Origin of the sequence: Pseudomonas guariconensis (assembly GCF_900102675.1) — a bacterium.
Classification (GTDB): Bacteria; Pseudomonadota; Gammaproteobacteria; order Pseudomonadales; family Pseudomonadaceae; genus Aquipseudomonas; species Aquipseudomonas guariconensis.
This window is the reverse complement of the sequence record NZ_FMYX01000013.1, coordinates 121,827-142,777: the sequence shown is the minus strand read 5'-3', so window position 1 is coordinate 142,777 and position 20,951 is coordinate 121,827. Positions and strand designations below refer to the sequence as shown.

The window sequence follows — 20,951 nt, the reverse complement described above, 5'->3', positions numbered from 1 at the left end:
CTCACCACTGTCGCTTGTCAGGCCGGGTCAGCCCCAGTTTCTCGATGCGGTAGCGCAACATATCCCGCGATAGCCCCAGCAGACGTGCCGACTTGGTGACGTTCCAATCCGTGCGGTCGAGGGTCCGGCACACCAGGTCGCGTTCCATGTCCGGCAGGCTGGTCCCAGGCTCCGGCTCATGCCGTGGCGGCTCGAAAGCCACCGACGTGGGTAAGCTCATGGGTTCGTCCACCAGGGTCATGCACAGGTTCAGCTGGTGCGCGGCCACGACATCATTGGGCGCCAGCAGGACCGTCTGCTCGAGCATGTTACGCAGTTCTCGTACATTGCCTGGCCAGCTGTAACCCAGCATCAGCGCCTCGGCTTCAGCAGAAAAGCGCAGATGGGGTTTGCCATATCGGCGCCCATGGTGAGCCAGGAAGTGCCTGGCCAGCAGCAGAATGTCCTGACCGCGTGCGTATAGCCGCGGCACCTTCAGCGCGATGATGCGCAGGCGGAAGAACAGGTCGCGTCGAAACTTGCCCTGCTGCACCATCTGCTCCAGGTTGCAGTTGGTGGCGCTGATGACCCGCAGGTCCACCTTGCGCTCCTTGACCGCCCCGATCCGGCGGATGCTGCGATCCTCCAGCAGCTTGAGCAGCTTGGCCTGCAGCACCAGGTCCATCTCGCCGATCTCATCGAGGAAGAGCGTCCCGCCATCGGCGGCCTCGACCAAGCCCACACGACGCTCCTTGGCATCGGTGAACGCGCCCTTCTCGTGACCGAACAGTTCGGCCTCCAGCAAATTGGCCGGGATCGAGGCGCAGTTGAATTCAATGAAAGGCCCCTTGCTGCGCGAGCCGTCAAAATGCAGGGCGCGCGCCACCAGCTCCTTGCCGGTGCCTGTTTCCCCTTCGATCAGCACCGGTGGCAGGTCGTCGCTGGCCATGCGCTGCTCTGCATCGAGCAACTGGCGCAGGGTGTGCTTGAGGTTCAGCATCGCCGAGGATTCGCCGATCAACGCCTGCAACCCAGACTTCTGCGCCTCACGCTCTTGGTAGAACGACAAGGTGCGTTCCATGCGCTCGGCCGCCAGGGCTTTATCGAGCATCAGCTTGAGTTCGGCCAGCACCACCGGCTTGGTCAGGTAATGGAACGCGCCTTCTTTCATGGCCAGCACGGCGTCTTCGACATTGCCGTATCCGGTCATCATGATCACCTTGAGCTCCGGCGCCTGGGTGATCAGTGCGCGCAACAGCTCGTGGCCGTTCATGCCCGGCAGGGAGTTGTCAGTCAGTACGGCATCGGGCAAGCCTTGCTTGACCTGCTCCAGAGCCAGCTCCGCGCTATGGCAGACCGTGACTTCGAACCCCTTCAAACCGAGGTAGGTACGTATGTTGTCCGCGAGGATCTCGTCATCCTCGACCACCAGAATGCTGGGCCCCATGGTCCCCTCCCGCTGCAATATTGAATACAAGACTCACGCGGGTTCCTTCCTCTTCGCGGCTGGTCAGGCTGACCGAGCCACCAAAGCGTTCCATGATGCGCTTGACCAGGGCCAGGCCCACGCCGAGGCCGCCCTGCTTGGTGGTGAAGAACGGCTTGAACACCATCCGTTCCTGTTGCTGACTCATGCCTTTGCCGGTATCGCTGAGCACCAGGCGCACCTGCTGCCCTTCCAGGCAACTGACTTCGGCGCACAACAGGCCGCCCTTGGGCATGGCTTCCAAAGCATTGGCGAACAGGCTGTTGAGGATTTGGGTCAGTTGCAGCGGTTGGCTGGCTACCCACTGTTGGGCCGGCCCCTCGAAGCTGAACTGCACGCCGTTGCGCTCGATCTGCTGCAAGAATGCCAGCCGGGTATCCTCGATAGCCGCCACCAGATCCACCGCTTCGGCCTCGTCACTGGTCGGTCGCAGCGACACCAGCAAATCACGCACCCAGCGTGACATCCGGTCAACCTGGCTGATGATGTCGGCAATGTTCTTGCGCGCCGGATCGCTTGCGATTTCCTGGGCTAACTCTGCGCTGGAACGAATGTTGGCCAATGGGTTGCGCAGGCTATGGGCCACGGCCGAAGACATCTCGCCCAAGGCCACGTAGGTCTCGCTGGCCACCAGGCGATCTTGCTGATGATGCAGCATCCCCGCAGCCCGGCGCACGATCCAGAACAGGCCGAAATAAATCAGCGCTCCGCCCACCAGAGTCGAGCACCAGATCAGCACATAGCCGCGCTGAATGCGTCGCACCAGATCTTGGGGCTCCTTGTAGATTTCGACCATCGACAGCACTTGCTCGCCTTGGCTGTCGAACAGCGGAATGTAGTTCTCGATGAACAAATAGCGTGGTTCGCGCTGGAATTTCTGCTCTTCCCGGTCATCTTCCGCCTTGTGATAGCTCGCTGAGACCGGCTTGCGCGAGTGGAAGGCCTCGTCCAAGTCGTCGTCTTCGGCAATGCGCTTGCCCAGCAATTGCGGGTTGGTCGACCAGACAATCGTGCGGTCATGGGCGTAGACATTGGCCAGCAAGATGTCCGGAAGGTGCGCCACGTGATCGAGGAATTCGCCGCGGGTCGATTGCACCAGAGCCGGGGGGATCTGCAAATGCTGATTGTCCAGGCGCGGGTCGAGCAACTCGCCCATGGTGGTGCCCGGGGGCAGTTGCGAATGGCGAACCTCGGCCTGAGCCATGGCCTGGATGAACTGGGCGGTGAGCATGGCATCGCGTTCGACGCTGTCGCGCACCACGAAGCGAGTCGAGAAGTAACCCAAGGCGCCGGCCACCGTTGCGATGATCAGCAAGCTGATGACCGAGAACCAGCGCAGCAGGTTGAACTCGCGCAAGGGCGCAGCGAGCCCAGTGGAGGGGCTGGCAGTCTTGTCCGGAAGATCGTGTTCCAGCATCTGCATCGCATCGTTCCCGTTCGAAGGCTTCGGGGGATGGAGTATCAGGACAGTGCTACTGCCTGTAGCAACGTGATAGCACTTTGCCTGAACTCTTGCCGCTGCCATTGGTCGCTATCATCTTGCTGCAAGTTCTCAGCCACCTACGTACCAATAGAAAATAACCACTGTTATCAGGTAGTTACGACGCAAATTAGAGATCGATTCGAGATGAATCCCCCACTATTGGGTAACATCACCCAACTAAGTCAATTTTCTTATTAAATCAGGTAGATACGAGGCAATTGCAACGTAGAACATCATGATTTGACCAAGCGAAAATTCAGCGAAACGCTGGTACCTTGCCCTTCGCGGCTGCTCAACCGAACCGAGCCTGCGAAGCGTTCCATGATCCGCTTGACCAGCACCAGGCCAACCCCCAAACCGCCCTGTTTGGTGGTGAAGAACGGCCGAAAAGCCATGCGTTGCTGCTGGTCGCTCATACCCCGCCCGGTGTCCGACAGGCGCAAGGTCAGGCTGCGTCGATCCCGGCGCACCACTTCCACTCGCAACTGGCCACCCTTCTCCATGGATTCCAGCGCATTGGCGATCAAGCTGTTGAAGATCTGCCCCAGCAACACCGGATGGCCCACCACCTGCACCGAGGGCAGCGGCTTTACGTCCAGGTTCACGCCGCTGCGCGCCAGCGGCACGGCAAACGCCTGCAGGCTCTCTTGCAGCACCTGGGAGAGGTCAACCGGCACCGCGTCGTCATTGAGCGGGCGCAGCGACTGCAAGAGCTGGCGTACCCATTGAGACATGCGGTCCACCTGGCTGATGATGTCGCTGATGTTTTTCTGCGCCGGCCCTTCGTCGAATGCCTGAGCCAGCTCGGCACTGGAACGGATGCTAGCCAATGGGTTGCGCAAGCTATGGGCGACCGCCGAAGACATCTCGCCCAGCGCCACGTAGGTCTCGTTGCTGATCAGCCGCTTCTGTTGCACTGCCATCACCCGTGCCGCGCGGCGCATGATGCCGTAAAGGCCGAAATACACCAGGCTCGCGCCGATCGCGATGGCCAGCCAGATCAACAACAGGCCATGCTCGATGCGTACGATCAGGTCATGGGGCTCCTTGTAGATCTCCACCATGGCGGTGACCCGTTCGCCATCGGCGTCGAACAGAGGAATGTAATTCTCGATGAACAATTGCTGGGGCGGGGTCACGAACTTCTGTTCGCTGCGCGCGTCCTCGAAGTCGTGATAACTGGCCGACACCTGCATCTTGTATTCGAAGGCCTGCTCCAGATCCTCGTCGGACTCGATCGACTTCCCGGTCAGTGCCGGGTTGCTTGACCAGATCACCGTCCGGTCCGGCGCATAGATATTGGCCAGCAGCATGTCGGGCAGGTGGGCGATATGGTCGAGGAACTCGCCCCGAGCCCGGCGCCGGGCGTCGGGGTCGACGTCGGGCATGGCCTGGTCGGTGCGCGGATCGAGCAACTCGCCCATGGTGCGCACATTGGGGATCGACACATGACGCACTTCGGCGTCGGCAATGGCCTGGATGAACTGCGCCGAGAGCAAGGCGTCTCGCTCGACACTCTCGTTGATGATGAAGCGGCTGGAGATCAGCCCCAGCCCGACGGCAATCGAGACGATGATCGCCAGGCTCACCCAGGCGTACCAACGCAGCAGGTCGAATGGCTTGCGGGCCACGTTGCTGTCGCCGCCAACGGGCACATCGAGTCTGGCGGAACGCGGGGCGAGGTCCATGGTCGACTCCAACGGCTGGGCACCTTCAAAAGGTTATAGCCCAGAGTTGGGGAAGTAGGCACACCCTGCGCGACATTGACCTGCGACACTTTGGCGGCGACTACAACGGCGCATCTTCGGCCAGCCCCTGCAACTTGCGGTAGTCACGCAGCACATTGGGTACGTAGCGGCGCGTCTCGGCGAAGGGCGGGACCACACCTCCGCGGCTGATCACCGCATCGGGCCCGGCGTTGTAGGCCGCCACCGCCAAGGTGATGTCGTTGTCGAACAGCGTCAGCATGCGCTTGAGATAGCGCGCCCCGCCTTGCAGGTTGGATGCAGGGTCCAGCACGTCCTTGACCCCCATCTCCTTCGCCGTGTCAGGCATCAGTTGCATCAGTCCGGCTGCCCCCCGGGGCGAGCGCGCCTTGGGGTTGTAACCGGACTCGGCCTTGATCAGCGCGTGCAGCAGCGCCTGGGGAACGCCGTGGGCTTCGGCGGCCTTGGCCACTAGCTCGGCGTAGGGCCGACCGGTGATCAATTGAGCATCGGCCGGCCCGGCATGGGCCACCGGCTCACGGATGACCCGTTCGTAATGCCGGCCGGGCCGGTGCACGTTGGACAGCACATAGCCGCCCTTGGCATCGATGGAGATGTACATGTCGGCCTCGGCGGCGCCCGCCGCGAGCCAGATCAATCCCAGGATGATTCCACGCATGTCGGCTGCCTCCCCGTCGTGGCCCCTGATGTGGGGGAAATGCCCCGGAAAACCCGAGGTTTTCAGCTACGACGCAAGCACTGTGCCGCTTGCTGCGCCCCATGGCGCAAGGCCCCGAGCCAGACGTGCACGGCTGTTGCATGGCAAGGCAAACCTGCCCGAACGCACTGGAGGATTTCACCATGCAACGCAGATCCATCACCCAGCGTGGCTTCACCCTGCTCGAACTGTTGGTGGTCCTGGTGGTGCTTGGCCTGTTGGCCGGCATCGTCGCGCCCAAGTACTTCAGCCAGCTCGGCCGTTCGGAAGCAAAAGTGGCGCGAGCGCAGATAGAGGGCCTGGGCAAGGCCCTTGACCTGTATCGCCTGGAGGTCGGGCATTACCCCAGCAGCGAGCAGGGCCTTCAGGCGTTGGTGGCGGCCCCCAGCGGTGAGCAGCGATGGTCCGGCCCTTATTTGCAAAAGGCCGTTCCGCAGGACCCTTGGGGCCGCGCCTATATCTACCGCCAACCCGGTGAGAATGGTGGCGAGTACGACCTGCTCTCGATGGGCAAGGACGGCCAGCCCGGCGGAGACGGGGAAAATGCCGAAATCACCAGCTGGCAATGAGGAGAACGGCCATGCGCTACAGCCTCAAGGCCCTGGGTCGCCAAGGCATCGTCCAGTTGCAGGTCGAGGCCGAGGATACCGAGCACGCGCGACGACAGGCCGAGAACCAGGGGTTACGGGTCGTGAGCATTCGCAGCCAGGGCGTCGCCCTGCGCGTCCTGGCTTTGCGCCGCGCGCCAGTGTTCGACCTGGTGTTGTTCAGTCAGGAATTGGGCACGTTGCTCAGTGCGGGCCTACCCCTGATCGATGCTCTCGAGAGCCTGGCCGAAAAAGCACCCAACGCCTCCTCACGCAAGGTGCTGGAGGCGCTAGTACGCCAACTCTACGAGGGCCGCTCGCTGTCCCAGGCCTTGGGCGAACAGCCACGGGTGTTCCCGGCGCTGTACGTGGCCTTGGTGCAGTCGAGCGAACGCACCGGTGCCTTGGGAGATGCCTTGGGCCGCTATATCAGCTACCGACAACGCCTGGACGTGGTCCGGCAGAAACTGGTCGGTGCCTCGGTCTACCCTCTGCTGCTGTTGCTGGTGGGGGGTGGCGTGGTGCTGTTCTTGTTGGGCTACGTTGTGCCGCGCTTCAGCCTGGTGTTCGAAGGCATGGGCAACGAGCTGCCGTGGCTTTCGCAGGTTCTGATGAAGACTGGCCTGTTCCTCCACGCGCAGCAGCTACCCCTGGCATTGGCGGCACTGGGGGGCCTTTGCCTCTTGGCCTTGATGCGCCGCAACCCCGCCCTGCGCCGCTGGGCCAGTCGCCAGCTACGCCGTTGGCCCGCGCTGCATCAACGTCTGGTGATGTATGAGTTGGCGCGCTTCTACCGCTCGCTTGGCATCCTCTTGCAAGGTGGTATCCCCATCCTCACCGCGATGTGCATGGCCCGCGGCCTGCTGGGCAGCACCTCGGCGCAAGGGCTTGAACAGGCCAGCCGACGAGTGGGGGAAGGTTTGCCGCTGTCCGATGCGCTGGAGTTGGGCCAGCTGGTCACACCGGTGTCTCTGCGCTTGCTGCGGGCCGGTGAGCAGTCGGGAAACCTGGGGGAAATGCTCGAGCGCTGCGCTGACTTTCACGATCAGGAGATCGGCCGTTGGGTGGAATGGTTCGTACGCTTGTTCGAGCCGCTGCTGATGACCTTCATCGGCCTGCTGATTGGACTGATCGTGATCCTCATGTACATGCCGATCTTCGAGCTGGCCTCGAGTATTCACTAGCATTGGGATGGGTGCGCTGCACGCACCTGATCAGTAGTCGAACCGATCCACCGCCCGTCGCCGCTCGTTGTCGTCGCGCCGGTCGTAGTTGGCGGTGGTCTGGATGTTGGCATGGTGCGCGAGCTTCTGGGCGATGGACAGGTCATGCTCTTCGATCACCCGGGTGATGAATGCCCGGCGAAAATCATGGGGCATGATCTTGACCCCCACCTGAGCCCCACGCTGGCGGGCGATGTAGTAGATGGCGTGCTTGGTGATGCGCGCCCGTGTGATGTGGTTGCCACGGCGGATGCGGTTGAACAGGAATTCATCATCGGCCTCTCCTTCCGGCAAATGCTGGCGTCGGAGATCCAGCCAGGCCTGCAGTTTCTCGAACGCCCAGACGGGGGCGTACTTGATCAACTGGCGATTGCCCTTGCCCATGACCCGCAAGCTACGGGCCTCGAAGTCCACTTGGTCCAGATCGATGTCAACCGACTCGGATTTGCGCATGCCGGTGCCATACAGCAGCGCGATGATCGCCGCATCGCGTACGCCCTGAGGGCGCGGATCGGCGGCGCAGATGTCCATCAACTCGCGAATCAGACTGCGCCTTAAATTGCGCCCCGCCGGCAGCCTGCTGCCGCCTGCCGGCTTGACCTCGCGAATGTGCAACAGCTTTTCATGGTCGATCAGACCCTGGCGCCACGCTTCGTTCATCACCCCGCGTACCGCATTGACATACAGCGACGATGTGTTCGGGGCATAGCCGTCGGTACGCAGCGCTGCCACCAGGGCAACCACATGGCCTGGCTCGAGCTCGTGCCAGGGCACGTCGACGATATCGCAGTCGACAAACCCCAGGCGGTCGGCGGCGTCCTGGAGGATGTAACGCATGGTCAGCTGGCTGGAAGGCGCCAGACGAGCCAGGTACTGCAACAGTGGGTTATGCAAGAAATCGGACAAAACATGGATCCTGAAGCGGGTCTTTCAGATTGGGTGGCAAGCCATATCGACTACAAAACACGGCGGCCATTACGCCTCCGGGTAGTGCCATCATCCTGATATACAAGGCATTTGCCGCTGGCACGGCGGGTGATAGTACCCCATTACCCTCCCTGTTCGAACCCAGGGCGGCGCGCGGTGTCGGAGTCTGGGCATGATGGCGGGCCAGGCTGAACTAGAGTGTTAGCCATGCTCCTGTCACTGACGAGACCGCATGGCTTTCCACCGCCTCACCCGCACCCACCCTCGCCTGAGCATCGCCATCCTGGCGGGCCTGGTCGGCGCCTGGCTGATTCCTACCGACGATACCGTGCAGCGCATCCTCGCCGGATGGAACCTGGGCGTCTGGCTGTATCTGGTGCTGGTGTTCTGGCTGACCTGGCGCGCCAATGCCGACACCGTGCGCAAGGTTGCCTGCGTGGAAGATGAGAACGCAGGCCTGGTGCTGTTCACCGTCTGCTTCGCGGCCATCGCCAGCCTCGCGGCAGTTACGTTGCAACTGGCCGCCAGCCGTGGCCTGCAGGGGAACGACCAGGCCCTTCATTATTTGTACACGGGTCTGACGGTGGCCGGCTCCTGGCTGCTGATCGGTTGCATCTTCAGCCTGCATTACGCCCGCCTGTTCTATACCAGTGATCCCCACGCGCTGCCGCTGCGCTTTCCGGACGGTGAACGAGCACCGGACTACTGGGACTTTCTCTATTTCTCTTTTACCCTGAGCGTCGCCGTGCAGACCTCCGACATCGGTGTGGCCGGACGCGGCATGCGTCGAGTGGTGCTGGCCCATTCGCTGGTGTGCTTCGTCTACAACACGGCAATCCTAGGCTTCACCATCAACATTGCCGCCGGCCTGTTGGGCTGATGCACCGCACCACTGGTCAGAAAAGCACCATGCTCCGACAGCCGCGCGGAACCATCCTGACCAGCCGCTTTTGTCCCGGAAAACGTTTGCCCTGGCCTTTTGCCGTGATTTGCTGCCCGGACCGTGGCACTGATTCAGATCAAGCAACCGCATATTTGTCATGCTAGGCGCGAGACACTGTCGTCACAGGTGCTATGGTTAGGTTCCTACCGGCCGAATGAGCGGCCGATCACCGCGTCAAGGATCAGGACAAGGAGGCTGGCATGAACAAGATGACGTTCCCCAACGCCTGCCAGGTGATGCGCTGGCATTTCCATCCATTGGGCTTCGAAGCCAGCATGGATGCACCGCGCAGCATGGTCGCCCGGCTGTTCGACCGCGCCACCGGCGAAACATTGCTGGCTATTGCCGGCATCCCCTGCGCGGCCATCATGGCGGCCGCGGATGTAGAGCGGATCATCGAGGCGGTGGAGGCCGAGATGGACGCATTCGAACCCTCATGCGCTCTGCGCGATGCGGTGTAGTCAGAGCGTCTCGGTCTGCCTCACCGTTTTGAGAGCCTTCATGAACTGCTCGGCGGGCATGGGCTGGCCGAGCAGGTAGCCTTGCAGCGAATCACACCCCAGGCGGGTCAAAAACTCCTGCTGGCGGCTGGTCTCCACCCCTTCTGCCACGATGCGCAGCCCAAGGGCCTGGCCCAGGGCGACGATGGCCGAGACGATTGCCGCATCGTCGCTGTCCTGCTCCAGATCGCGAACAAAACCTCGGTCGATCTTCAGCTCATTGGCCGGCAGCCGTTTCAAGTACATCAGGCTTGAATAGCCGGTGCCGAAATCATCGATGGACAGGTCCACCCCCATATCGGAAAGCTTCTGCAGCACGGTCAAGCTCGCGTCGGCGTCGCGCATGGCCGTGGTCTCGGTGATCTCGAGCGTCAGGCGGTTGGCCGGCAGCCGGTTGCTCGCCAAGGCCCTGGCCACGCTATCCACCAGACCGGCATGACAGAACTGGATGGCCGACAGATTCACCGCGATACGCCAGTCGTCATGCCCCTGCTCGAGCCACTCGCGCATCTGCCGGCAGGCTTCGCCGAGCACCCATTCACCGATTGGAATGATCAGGCCGGTCTTCTCGGCAAGGCCGATGAACCGGTCCGGCAACAGCAGCCCGTGCTGCGGATGCTCCCAGCGCAGCAATGCCTCGGCACCGATCGGCTGACGGGCGAGCGCATCGAACTTTGGCTGGTAATGCAGGCGGAACTGGCCATGCTCAAGCGCCGCACGCAGGTCCTGGAGCAGTTGCAGTTGCTGGCGCGCGTTGCTGTTCATCGACACGTCGAAGAAGCTGTAGCCGTTTTTGCCGGCACTTTTCGCGTGATACATGGCCGCATCGGCGTTACGCAGCAGTTCGTGCTGATCCAGCCCATTGCCCGGATAAAGCACGATCCCCACGCTCGCCGAGAGCTGCAGGTCGTGATCGGCCACCCGGTAGGGCCGGGCCACCAGGTTGACCTGCTTCACAGCTACTTCCATGGCATCGGCTGGCTCCTGCAACTCCACCAGCAGCACGAACTCGTCACCACCGATGCGTGCCAGGGTGTCCTGGCTGTGCAGGTGCCCGCGCAAACGGGCCGCCACCGCTTTGAGCAGCAGGTCGCCCACATGATGACCGAAGGCATCGTTGACCGGCTTGAAACCATCCAGGTCAATGAACATCAGGGCAAAGCAGCCGCCCTGCTCCGCCACCTTGCTGATGGCCTGGTCGATGCGCTCGGCCAGTAGGGTGCGATTGGGCAGGCCTGTAAGGGTGTCATGCAGGGCCAACTGGGTCAGTTCCTGGTTGGCCAGGGTCAGGGAGCGTGCGAGGTCCGAGGTGCGCGCCTCCAGGCGCGCATCGAGCACCGACGTGACCAACGCCACGGCGAGCACCGCCAAGGTGGTGATCAACACGACCGAATCCAGGCCGTCGCCACGCAGGCCGTTGGCCAGGGCACCGCAGAAGCTGCCTTCTGGGAAATTGGCCGCCGCCATGCCGGTGTAGTGCATGCCGACGATGGCCATCCCCATCACCACCGCCGCCGCCCCGCGGATGTGCCGCACATAGGGGGTATGACGACGCAGACGGAACGCGATCCACAGGGCCGCCGCCGATGCCCCTACGGCGATGGCCAACGAGGCGCCGAAGAGGGTCGGGTCATAATCGATGCCCGGCACCATCTGCAGTGCAGCCATGCCGGTGTAATGCATACTGGCGATGCCACCGCCCATGATCAGTGCCCCCAGCCCCAACTGCAGCATCGGCAGGCTCGGCTGGCTGACCAGCCACAGGGCGAAGCCCGACGACAGGACCGCGATCAGCAGCGATAGCCCGGTGAGCGTCCAGTCATACCCCAGCTCGATCGGCAGGCTGAAGGCAAGCATGCCGATGAAATGCATCGACCAGATACCGATACCCAGGGCAAAGGCCCCGCCCCCCATCCACAGGTGAGCCGCACGTCCCTGCGCCGTGGCGATCCGGCCAGTGAGGTCCAGGGCGGTATAGGAGGCAAGGATGGCAACGCACAGCGAGATCAACACCAGCGCGGAGGAGTAGCTACCGATCAGCATTTAGATTCCAGCAAAGGGGCTGAGCAAGGGGCCCGAAAAGTTGATTATTGTACTCAAGCGTTAGGGAAACGCACGGGCTTTTTGGGGGTGACAACGAGCCTACCAAGCCACCGCGCAGACCCCGCCCGGGGCCTGCGCGGCGGGTTCGGTCATGCCGTATCGTTTTCGTCCTCCGAGACCGTGAACCAGGGGTAGTACTGCGTGCGTCGCTCGTAGCCCGCGGCAGTGATCACGCGGCACACACGCCCAGTGGCATCGTACAGATGAGTATCGGCATAGAGTCCCTCGCCCGTGCGCTGATCGCTCACCGGGCGCCAATCGTTCAGGTAGAACGGCAGCCAGGTTCGCACCGGTTGTCCCTTGTTGTCGTACTCAGTCTTTCCGCTCACGGCCCAACGTATGGCGGCATGGGCCGTGACAGCCTTGCCATGCTCATCCATCTCCAGCTCGCCCTTGGAGGTGCGGACCAGTGCCTCTCCCGGCTCATGCAAGACCGAGGTCTGCAATGCACGCCCGCCCCCGTCGCTGTAGGTCACGTTCAAGCGCACCTGCTGCTGCGGGTCACCGTCGTAGCGATCGGTCAACAGGCTGATGATGTGCGGCGGCTCGCGCCCTTGGTCCAGGTCAATCTCGAGCCCATGCGTCTGGGCAAAACGCCTGAGCGCAAGTTCGCCGACGCGCCCAGGTTGAAACCTGCCTTGCTCGTCACGGGCCGGGAGCATCCAGCTGTCGGTCACCAGCAGGTGCGCCGTGTGGACCGGCACGTCGCCGCCTTCGAGCGACAGCATGGCCTCCATCGATGTCGGCACTTCGAATGCCCGCGTGGGGTGGTAACCCGCCTTTTCGCCATTTTCCGTGCCGTGGAATCGGCTCTGGACCACCCGTCCCAGTGCATCGAACATCACCGACCGCACATTGTCGTTCGGATCGATGAACGACATTACCGTCATGAAACGCCAGTCATGGCTAAAGCGCGTGCACAAACCTGCTGCGTCGGTCACCTGCTGCACGGCCAGTCCATGAGCCGTCCATTGCACAACCACCTCTCCCGTCAGTTCGCTGTCCCGCGCACCGACCAGCCGGTAGAAACCTTCGGCGCCGCAGTAGCGCGCCAGGCCATGGCGTCCCAGATAGACGCACTTGCCGTCCTCCGGTAGCTCACCGATACGGTAGCCGCCCTGATTCAACAGACGCTCCAGCTCCGCTTGGGGGATGTGGTCTTCGAAAGCGACCAGCGACGCCTGCTCCAGCATGGCCGTCTCGGTGTGAGCCACCAGCGCCTGACGCACCGGCACTTCAGTCAGTTCGCCCGAGGTGTCGCACCACTGCACACGCCTGTATTGACTCAACGCGGCATCGTCCAGTCGCGCAAGAGGCCCCTGCTCTGCCTGCAGGCTTTCCACGGTGAAGCCCCCCTCGGGTACCTGTGCCGACTCCAGTTGCAGCACGTCAGTACGCTCCCCTTCGCTCAGGCCGGTCAGATGAACATGCCCGTCATGCAGGTTGCGCACTCGCTGACGCGATAACGTCAGCCACACCACGTTCTGTTGCGCGTCGCGAGAAGCGGCCTCAAGCCCTTCAGGCAACGTGTCCGGGTAAGGCGATGGCGTGACGGCATCCCTGCGCGGATAGCGGATGTCCATGCTTTGCAGGACGCTGCCATAAAGGTCTTGCTCCAGGATGACCACCTGCGAAACCACCGGGTCCTCAGCGATACGCTCCGTAGCCAACGTCAAATGCTCCACCGCGGTTACCAGCGCCGCAGGCTTCGTCGGAATGCCGGTCTCATAGGCCCGTATCTGAAAACGCTGGCGGGTGATGCTGTAGGGCACGCCCGCCCGATCGCTGCCGTCCAGACCGTAGGTTTCCGTACGCACCGGCATTCCCTTCAGCGCGCGCAACAGCCAACGCCGTGTCTCGCCCTCCGGCGCGTAGGGCACCTCCTGCTGGTCGGTTTCCAGCCGGGTGATGCGCAGCGGGCTGACGGCAAAGTCAGACTCCGCCGAGCCCGGCGCCGCAAATATGCCCTCCAAGGTCGTGTCATAAGCTTCGATTCCACTGAGGAACCAGGTGCGGATCTGTGCAGGTGGCGAACGCTCTGGCGCAGTGCCCTGGGCCTCGACCAGCGTGTCGGTCTGGATCAGGCGGGTAAACCCGCGAAACTCTCGTTCGATACCGTCCCAGATGCCGCGCAGGTATGTCATGCCGCTGACGGTACGCAGCCCGCTGATGTCATCGACCGTGGTCACTCGGCTGAGCATGTGTACCGGAAACGGCAGCAGGCTCACCGCCGCCTTGCCTTGTGCGGTCAAGGCGGCTTTTTCATCCAGCCAGCCCTGGGCTGAGCTGCGGTAGTCGAACTGAGTACGGCTTCCGGTGTTGGTGCAGACCTGGGCCAGCAACCACGGCCGCCGGTCGTTGAAACGGTATGCCCAGGTCCGTGGCGCCATGTGCGGCACGGTCAGCACCAGCTCTACCGTGCCCTGTCCGCGCAGGTCCGTCACCTGCAGCAGGCAGGTGTCATCCAGCACCACTCCCTTCGGCGCTGGCACTGGCGCAGCCTCCACGAAGCGGTTGCCGGCCTGGCTGATGAACACCCTCACACGGTCGGCCTCGCGGTACAGGATGTCGGTGGTGCCGCTGCCATCCGTATCCCCGAGAAACACCCGCGAGGCGCTGAAGTTCTCCACGGCGAAGCCGCCGATGTCGATTGGCTCACCGAAGCGGCCATGGCCGAGCGACGGCCAATAGGTGACGCCCTGCCCAGTAATTTCCATCAGATGCTGCTGGCCGCTGCCGGCCGGATCAGCGAATGCCACCAGCCGATGCTCACCGCCCTCCAAGGGTAATGGCGTCGTCCCCAGGTATGGCGTATCACTCGCCCGCTGCCAGCCTTCGCCGGCAGCACTGGCCCACAACCGGACACTGCGCGGGCCGATCATGGCGACATCCAGCAGTCCTGCGCCCGTCAGGTCGACCCGCTGGGCGCTGGGGTTCAACCATTCCGAGGGCAGGGCCTGGAGGGGAATGAACCGGCTCCACTGGCCATCCGGGCCAAGGGTGAAGCTGCCATGCATGCCCGGCTGGGCGATCAGCCACTCGGGCCGGCCATCACCGTTCAGGTCGGTCAAGACGCCTGCCGCCATGGCTGGAACCTGGGGTAGTACCTGTGGCCCGCCCCACGTCACGGCATCCGCTCCTTGCGTGGCATCGCGCTGCGGTGCGCGGTAGTGCCAGGCACCTTCGTGCTGGTAAAGCAGCCCTGGCACGCCTTCGCCATGCAGATCGGCCATCTGCCAGCGAGGCGGGCTGAAGCCGTCCAGTTCAGGCAGCGCGTCCCAGGCCGGTGCCTTGCGCCCCGGCCGGCTCAGCTCGAACTCCGTCGGTGGCAGGGTCACCGGCGTACCGTCTGGTTCATAGGCCACCAGCTGGGCCGACATCAGCAGTGTCGCCACGGCTGAATGTTCGTGGACAAGGTGCAGGCGCGAGACCAGCACCGGGGTCGTATCGGCCTTTGCGGCCATCATCTGGGTACGGTGCCAGAGCATGACGTCTCGGCACAGACGCCGTACGCGCGTGTTGAAGCCCCAGCGCCAGAAACTGTAGCGGTCCTGGCGAACCGGCCAAGGCGCGTCCGTCTCGAACGGCGGGGGAACATCCAGGGGCGTATTGCGCTCGCCATAATCGAACAGCATTACGCTCATGAAGTCCTCGGCGTCGAAAGCGCCTTCAGGCACCAGCAAAGCGTCCGACGGGGTCGCGTTCAGCGCATGCACGCCGACCAAATACAGATTCGTCACCTGCCGGTGGGCAGCCAGTTCCTGGACGTCGCAGCCAGCGTCATCCTCACGGCGATAGGTGTAGACCAAGTGCTCGCCCTTGGCGCTGACCGTCTCTTCGGCGTACCAGCCAGCCACCCGCGAAGGGTCCTGCGGATCGCTCAATCGGGCGCTGGCCGACCAGCCGAACAAGGTGATGCTGCCGTCGGCATGGTAGTTGAGCCAGAAGCCTGGTGAATCGGGGCTTGCGTTGGGCCGCCAGTGTTCGAGACGCTCCCCGCGGCCGCCGCTGCGCGACACCCAGGGCGTGACCGTGTACTCAGCGATGACTGTGGAGAACGGCAAGCTGCGCTCGATACGCACACCTGCTTTGTCGCGCAGGATTTCCTCGCCGTCTGGGCCGGCCAAACGATCGTCGTCGTTATACCGTGGGATGCCGAAACGGCTCATGCGCGATACCGCAGGCAGCGGGCAATGCCAGCCGGCGCCGAACGCATCGTTACCGCCACCTGAGCTGTAGCTCAGCGTCAACGACGGCGACAGCTCGCGCCCGGTGGGCAGGGGCAACGGCAACGACCAGCCGGCCGCACCATCGGCGCTGCCGACGGACAGCATGCCGCCACCGATGGAGACGGTACCGCCGCCTTTGGGTAGCGACGGCGGGGTAAACAAGGGGTCGCGGCGAGAGTCCACGGACGTAGAGGATGAATCAGGCATGTTGGGCTCCTGCGCGCCCTCCCGCATGTCGCGGGAACGGCGCAGACTACTGGATGGCATGGAAGGAGCGTGCCTGCATGCCCGCCCGCTGTTGGCGGGCGCTCTGACGCGCATGCAGGGCGAGATCGCTCAAGCTTCGAAAAAGCTTATCCATCGGCCCAACGGGGCAGAACTGCCCGAAACACTAGGTGGCGCCCGGCAGGAAAAGATGCTTGCGCTGCACCTGCCAGCCTGCGCATCTTTACCGACCGCTAGCGAACCTAATCCGCCTCGGCAAACGCTTGCTGGGCATCCCAGCCACCGCCCAACGCGGCAATCAACTGCACGCTGGCGACCAGCCTGCCCTGAAGCAAGGTCAACACACTGCGTTCGTTGCTGAGCGCGGTGGTTTGGACGTTGACGACATCCAGGTAGCCGATCAGTCCGGCACGGTACTGGTTTTCGGTCAGGCGCAGCGATTCACGGGCAGCATCCAGCGCTTCCTGGCGTACCACGGCTTCGTCCCCATACACCTTGAGCTGAACCAGATAGTTCTCGACCTCTTTGAAGCCATCGAGCACGGTTTGCCGGTACTGGGCCACGGTCTGGTCGTATACCGCCACGGTGCGATCCACCTCGGCACTGCGCCGACCGGCGTCGAACAGGGTCATGGCCAGCGAAGGCCCCACCGACCAGTAGCGGTTGGGCAGCTCGATCCAGTTGCTGAAGCTGCTGCTGGAGTACCCACCGCTCATGCTCAGGCTCAAATCCGGGAAGTACGCCGAGCGCGCCACGCCGATGTTGGCGTTGGCGGCCATCACGTTACGCTCGGCCGAGGCGATGTCGGGGCGGCGCTCGAGCAGTTGCGAAGGCAGCGACACAGGGATCTGCGGCAAGGCCGGGATGCGTTTGCTATCGGCCAGGGCGAAGTCCGCCGGCGCCTTGCCCAGCAGCACAGCGATTGCATTTTCGTACTGCGCGCGCTGCCAGGCCAGATCGATCAGGTCAGCCTCGGTGCTCTTGAGCTGGGTGCGCGCCTGCGCCACGGCATCGGGCCCGGCAACCCCAGCGCGGTACTGGTTTTCGTTCATTCGCAGCGAACGTGCATAGGCGGCCACGGTGGCCTCCAGCAAGCGCTTCTGCTCATCGATCACACGCAGCTGCAGGTAGTTCTGCACCAGCTCCGACTGCAGGCTAAGGCGGATCGCCGCCAGGTCCGCGAGACTGGCCTGGGCACTGGCCTCATTGGCATTGAGCGTCTCGCGCAACTTGCCCCAAAGGTCGATCTCCCAGCTCACGCCAAGCTGGGCGTTATAGGTGTTGCGGATGCCGCTGCTGTTGTTCGACAGGCTCGAACTGCTACTACCGGTGCCCTGGGCCGAACGGGTCTTGCCCACGGAAAGGTCCAGGCTTGGGAACAACGCGCCCCGGCTGCTACGCACCAAGGCCTGGGCCTGACGGTACTGGGCCTCGTATTGGGCAACGGTCTGGTTGTTGCGGTTGAGTTCCTCGACCAGGGCATTGAGCTCTGCATCGCCGTAAATCTCCCACCAGGCGCCGCGGGCAATCGCATCGGAGGGGTTGGCCTGGGTCCAGCCCTCGGCCTGCTTGAACTGCGCTGACGTGGCGGTTTCCGGGCGGTGATAGTCCGGGCTCAGGGTACAGGCGCTGAGCAGCGCCACGCAAAGCCCGGCGCCGACCAGGCGCGAGCCGCGCCCACGGGTGAGCAGCTTCAGGGCGTGGTGAAGTGGGGTCTGGGCAAAGTTCATAGCGGGGTATCCAGTGCGGCGTCGGTGCGCACGCCACGCCAGCGGTTGAACCGATGGCGCAGGCGGTCGAGGTACAGGTAGACCACAGGCGTGGTGTAGAGGGTCAGAACCTGGCTGAACACCAGGCCACCGATGATCGTCAGGCCCAGGGGCTGGCGCATTTCGGCGCCCTCGGCACGGCTGAGCAGCAGCGGCAGCGCGCCGAGGATGGCGGCCAGCGTGGTCATCAGGATCGGGCGCAGGCGCAGCAGGCACGCTCGGCGGATGGACTCCTCCGGGCTCAGGCCATCGTTGCGCTCCAGTTGCAGGGCCAGGTCGATCATCAGGATGGCGTTCTTCTTCACCACCCCGATCAGCAGGAACAAGCCCAACAGCGAGATCAGGCTGAACTCGCCCCCGGTGGCGTACAGCGCCAGCAAGGCGCCCACCCCGGCCGAAGGCAAGGTGGAAAGAATGGTCAGCGGATGGATGTAGCTTTCATAGAGGATACCCAGCACCAGATACACCAGCACCAGGGCGCCGAGGATCATCAGCGGCTGGCCCTGGGTGGTCTTGGCGAAGGCATCGGCGGTACCGCCAAGCTTGGCGATCACTTCCTCCGGCAGGCCGAGCTTGGCCACCGTGCGCTCCACCGCGGCCATGGCCTGGTCGGGGCTGTAGCCTTCGGCGACGTCGAAGGCGATGGCTTCGGAAGCGAACTGCCCTTCGTGGCTGACACGGTCATTGGCCAGACTGTTCTCGTAGCGGGCGAAACTCGACAACGGCACACGCGCACCGTCGGCGGTGATCACCTGGACCTGTTCCAGGGTGCTCGGGTCCCAGGCGTACTTTGGGTTGATCTCCAGCACCACTTGGTACTGGTTGAGGCTGTCGTAGATGGTCGAGATCTGCCGCTGGCTGTAGGCGTTGTTCAGCACCGTGGTGACCATCTCCATGTCGATCCCCAAGCGCTTGGCCTGGTCGCGGTCCACCACCAGCGTCACCTGCTGGGTACCGGCGCCGTCACGGGCATCGATGGCCGTCAGCTCGGGCAAGGCGCGCAGGGCTGCGACCACCTTCGGAAACCACTCGCGCAAGGCGCTCAAGTCGCCACTTTGCAGGGTATAGAGGTACTGCGAGGTGGATTGGTCACGCCCGCCTCCGCCCAGCTGCAAATCCTGGTCGGCCATCAGGAACAACCGGCCACCGGGCACCTTGGGCATTTCCTTGCGCAGGCGTTCGATCACCTGCTGGGCCGACAGCTTGCGCTCGCCGATGGGCTTGAGGCGCACCAGCACGAAGGCATTGTTGGTCCCACTGTTGCCGCCAATGAAGCCTGCCACGCTCTCTACCGCCGGGTCGGCCAGCAAGGCGCGGCGGTAGATTTCCATCTTCGGCTGCATCACGCTGAACGACAGGCCATCGTCGCCACGGATGAAGCCCTGCAACTGCCCGGTGTCCTGCTGGGGCATGAGCGTCTTGGGCACCACCACGTACAGGGCGATGTTGACACCGATGGTCACCAGCAGGCTGATCAGCGTGAGCCGCTTGTGACGCAGCGCCCAACCCAGGCTGTGGTCGTAGGCCGCCACCATGCGCTGGTGCAATTGGTCACTCCAGCGCTGCAGGCGGTTCTGTTCCTGGGCGTGGGGTTTGAGCCAGCGCGAGCAAAGCATGGGGGTGAGGGTCAGCGACACTAGCAGCGACACCAGGATCGCCGCGGCCAGGGTGATGGAAAACTCCTGGAACAGCCCCCGCACGATGCCGCCCATGAACAGGATGGAAACGAACACCGCCACCAGCGAGACGTTCATCGACAGCAGGGTGAAGCCCACCTCCTTGGCGCCGAGGTAGGCCGCGCGCATGGGCGGCTGGCCATCCTCGATATGGCGGGAGATGTTCTCCAGCACCACGATGGCATCGTCCACCACCAACCCCGTGGCAAGGATCAACGCCATCAACGACAGGTTGTTCAAAGAGAACCCGCACAGGTACATGATCGCGAAGGTGCCCACCAGCGAGACCGGCACGGCCAGACTGGGAATCAACGACGCACGGACATTGCCCAGGAACAGATACACCACCAGGATCACCAGCACCACCGCGATCAGCAGGGTGTGCTCGGCTTCCTTCAAGGTGGCCTTGATCACCGGCGAGCGGTCCATGGCCACGTTGAGCTTGACGCTTGCCGGCAGCAGCGACTGCAAGGCTGGCAACTGTGCCTTGATCTCGTCGACGGTCTGGATGATGTTGGCGCCGGTCTGGCGGTTGACCACCAGCAGCACCGCGGCCTGATCATTGAAAAAGCCACTGTTGTAGCGGTTCTCGACGCCGTCGGTGATGCTCGCCACATCGGACAAGCGCAGGATTGCGCCGTCCTGCTGGCGGATCACCAGCGGCTCGTAGTCCTTGGCTGTTTCCAGCTGGTCGTTGGCACGCACCTGCCAGTTGCGCTCGGCATCTTCGACGAAGCCCATGGGCCGGCGCTGGTTGGCATTGGCCACCGCGGTGCGCACTTCATCGAGGGACAAGCCGTACTGGTTGAGCAATTGGGGTTCCACCGAGATGCGCACCGCCGGCAGCGAGCTGCCGCCGATCTGCACTTCCCCTACCCCGCTGACCTGGGCCAGGCTCTGGGCCAGGATGGTGTCGGCCATGTCGTAGAGCTGGCCTTTGGACAGGACCTCGGAGGTCAGCGACAGCACCATGATCGGTGCCTGGGAGGGGTTGATCTTCTTGTAGGTGGGCATGCTGCGCATACCGCTGGGCAGCAGGTTGCGGGTGGCGTTGATCGCAGCCTGCACCTCGCGCGCCGCACCGTCGATGTCGCGTCCCATGTCAAAACCGATGATCACCCGGGTCGAGCCCTGGTTGGAGCTGCTGGTCAGCGTAGTGACCCCGGCGATGCTGCCAAGCTTGCGCTCCAGCGGCGTGGCCACGGTGGCCGCCATCACCTCAGGGCTGGCCCCCGGCAAGTTGGCCTGCACCACGATCACGGGAAAGTCCATCTGCGGCAATGGAGACACCGGCAGCAAGCCGAAGCTCACGCCCCCCAAGAGCATGATCGCCAGGCTCAGTAGCATGGTCGCCACAGGCCGGCGAATGAACGGGCCGGACAGGTTCATTGGAAGCT

At 63.4% G+C, this 20,951-nt stretch carries 13 protein-coding genes; 4 read left to right on the top strand and 9 right to left on the bottom strand.

The annotated features are described in order from the left end of the window. Window position 1 precedes the first annotated feature (1 nt). From BLS27_RS19995 to BLS27_RS19980, 4 genes are all read right to left on the bottom strand, one after another. On the bottom strand, window positions 2-1,426 hold the full coding sequence (locus BLS27_RS19995) for a sigma-54-dependent transcriptional regulator (protein WP_090346551.1): 1,425 nt from the start codon (window positions 1,424-1,426) through the stop codon (window positions 2-4). Further along, entirely contained in the window at window positions 1,395-2,888 is a 1,494-nt protein-coding gene (locus BLS27_RS19990; RefSeq protein ID WP_090346548.1) for a sensor histidine kinase, read from the bottom strand. Before BLS27_RS19990 ends, BLS27_RS19995 begins: the two co-directional genes overlap by 32 nt. Before the next feature lie 293 nt (window positions 2,889-3,181). Beyond that, on the bottom strand, window positions 3,182-4,636 hold the full coding sequence (locus BLS27_RS19985; protein ID WP_043212364.1) for a sensor histidine kinase: 1,455 nt from the start codon (window positions 4,634-4,636) through the stop codon (window positions 3,182-3,184). Between the two features lie 100 nt (window positions 4,637-4,736). Beyond that, a complete protein-coding gene (locus BLS27_RS19980) occupies window positions 4,737-5,333 on the bottom strand; it encodes a lytic transglycosylase domain-containing protein (RefSeq protein ID WP_090346545.1) in 597 nt (198 codons plus the stop codon). Between the two features lie 182 nt (window positions 5,334-5,515). Between BLS27_RS19980 and gspG the strand changes: the two genes are divergently transcribed. Further along, window positions 5,516-5,941 carry a type II secretion system major pseudopilin GspG gene (gene gspG, locus BLS27_RS19975; RefSeq protein WP_043212360.1) on the top strand — a complete coding sequence of 142 codons (426 nt, stop codon included), beginning with the start codon at window positions 5,516-5,518 and terminating at the stop codon, window positions 5,939-5,941. A gap of 11 nt (window positions 5,942-5,952) precedes the next feature. Then, entirely contained in the window at window positions 5,953-7,143 is a 1,191-nt protein-coding gene (locus tag BLS27_RS19970) for a type II secretion system F family protein (protein WP_090346542.1), read from the top strand. Window positions 7,144-7,173: 30 nt separating this feature from the next. On the opposite strand, the gene BLS27_RS19965 is transcribed toward BLS27_RS19970, so the two are convergent. Continuing rightward, the gene (locus BLS27_RS19965; RefSeq protein ID WP_090346538.1) at window positions 7,174-8,088 is read right to left on the bottom strand and encodes a site-specific integrase; all 915 of its coding nucleotides are present in this window, start codon (window positions 8,086-8,088) and stop codon (window positions 7,174-7,176) included. Window positions 8,089-8,341: 253 nt separating this feature from the next. Between BLS27_RS19965 and BLS27_RS19960 the strand changes: the two genes are divergently transcribed. Continuing rightward, complete coding sequence (locus tag BLS27_RS19960; protein WP_090346535.1) at window positions 8,342-8,989, top strand: DUF1345 domain-containing protein; 648 nt, start codon at window positions 8,342-8,344, stop codon at window positions 8,987-8,989. 263 nt (window positions 8,990-9,252) lie between these two features. Next, window positions 9,253-9,513 carry a DUF1652 domain-containing protein gene (locus BLS27_RS19955; protein ID WP_043212353.1) on the top strand — a complete coding sequence of 87 codons (261 nt, stop codon included), beginning with the start codon at window positions 9,253-9,255 and terminating at the stop codon, window positions 9,511-9,513. On the opposite strand, the gene BLS27_RS19950 is transcribed toward BLS27_RS19955, so the two are convergent. The 4 genes from BLS27_RS19950 to BLS27_RS19935 form a co-directional block, all read right to left on the bottom strand. Beyond that, window positions 9,514-11,595 (bottom strand): putative bifunctional diguanylate cyclase/phosphodiesterase, encoded by a 2,082-nt coding sequence (locus BLS27_RS19950; RefSeq protein WP_043212351.1) that lies wholly within the window; start codon window positions 11,593-11,595, stop codon window positions 9,514-9,516. Between the two features lie 149 nt (window positions 11,596-11,744). Next, window positions 11,745-16,091: a SpvB/TcaC N-terminal domain-containing protein gene (locus BLS27_RS19945; RefSeq protein ID WP_167358123.1), complete on the bottom strand. Its 4,347-nt coding sequence runs from the start codon at window positions 16,089-16,091 to the stop codon at window positions 11,745-11,747. 260 nt (window positions 16,092-16,351) lie between these two features. Next, window positions 16,352-17,839, bottom strand: a complete 1,488-nt coding sequence (locus BLS27_RS19940; RefSeq protein ID WP_070571375.1) for an efflux transporter outer membrane subunit — start codon at window positions 17,837-17,839, stop codon at window positions 16,352-16,354. Further along, the gene (locus BLS27_RS19935; protein WP_090346531.1) at window positions 17,836-20,943 is read right to left on the bottom strand and encodes an efflux RND transporter permease subunit; all 3,108 of its coding nucleotides are present in this window, start codon (window positions 20,941-20,943) and stop codon (window positions 17,836-17,838) included. The genes BLS27_RS19940 and BLS27_RS19935 overlap by 4 nt, the downstream gene beginning before the upstream one ends. Window positions 20,944-20,951: the final 8 nt, after the last annotated feature.

What these genes read in the sequence shown, in the direction of transcription:
- BLS27_RS19935 (WP_090346531.1), bottom strand. Translation starts at nt 20,943, where the DNA reads ATGAACCTGTCCGGCCCGTTCATTCGCCGGCCTGTGGCGACCATGCTA.
- BLS27_RS19955 (WP_043212353.1), top strand. Translation starts at nt 9,253, where the DNA reads ATGAACAAGATGACGTTCCCCAACGCCTGCCAGGTGATGCGCTGGCAT.
- BLS27_RS19950 (WP_043212351.1), bottom strand. Translation starts at nt 11,595, where the DNA reads ATGCTGATCGGTAGCTACTCCTCCGCGCTGGTGTTGATCTCGCTGTGC.
- BLS27_RS19970 (WP_090346542.1), top strand. Translation starts at nt 5,953, where the DNA reads ATGCGCTACAGCCTCAAGGCCCTGGGTCGCCAAGGCATCGTCCAGTTG.
- BLS27_RS19940 (WP_070571375.1), bottom strand. Translation starts at nt 17,839, where the DNA reads ATGAACTTTGCCCAGACCCCACTTCACCACGCCCTGAAGCTGCTCACC.
- gspG (WP_043212360.1), top strand. Translation starts at nt 5,516, where the DNA reads ATGCAACGCAGATCCATCACCCAGCGTGGCTTCACCCTGCTCGAACTG.
- BLS27_RS19980 (WP_090346545.1), bottom strand. Translation starts at nt 5,333, where the DNA reads ATGCGTGGAATCATCCTGGGATTGATCTGGCTCGCGGCGGGCGCCGCC.
- BLS27_RS19945 (WP_167358123.1), bottom strand. Translation starts at nt 16,091, where the DNA reads ATGCCTGATTCATCCTCTACGTCCGTGGACTCTCGCCGCGACCCCTTG.
- BLS27_RS19985 (WP_043212364.1), bottom strand. Translation starts at nt 4,636, where the DNA reads ATGGACCTCGCCCCGCGTTCCGCCAGACTCGATGTGCCCGTTGGCGGC.
- BLS27_RS19990 (WP_090346548.1), bottom strand. Translation starts at nt 2,888, where the DNA reads ATGCAGATGCTGGAACACGATCTTCCGGACAAGACTGCCAGCCCCTCC.
- BLS27_RS19995 (WP_090346551.1), bottom strand. Translation starts at nt 1,426, where the DNA reads ATGGGGCCCAGCATTCTGGTGGTCGAGGATGACGAGATCCTCGCGGAC.
- BLS27_RS19960 (WP_090346535.1), top strand. Translation starts at nt 8,342, where the DNA reads ATGGCTTTCCACCGCCTCACCCGCACCCACCCTCGCCTGAGCATCGCC.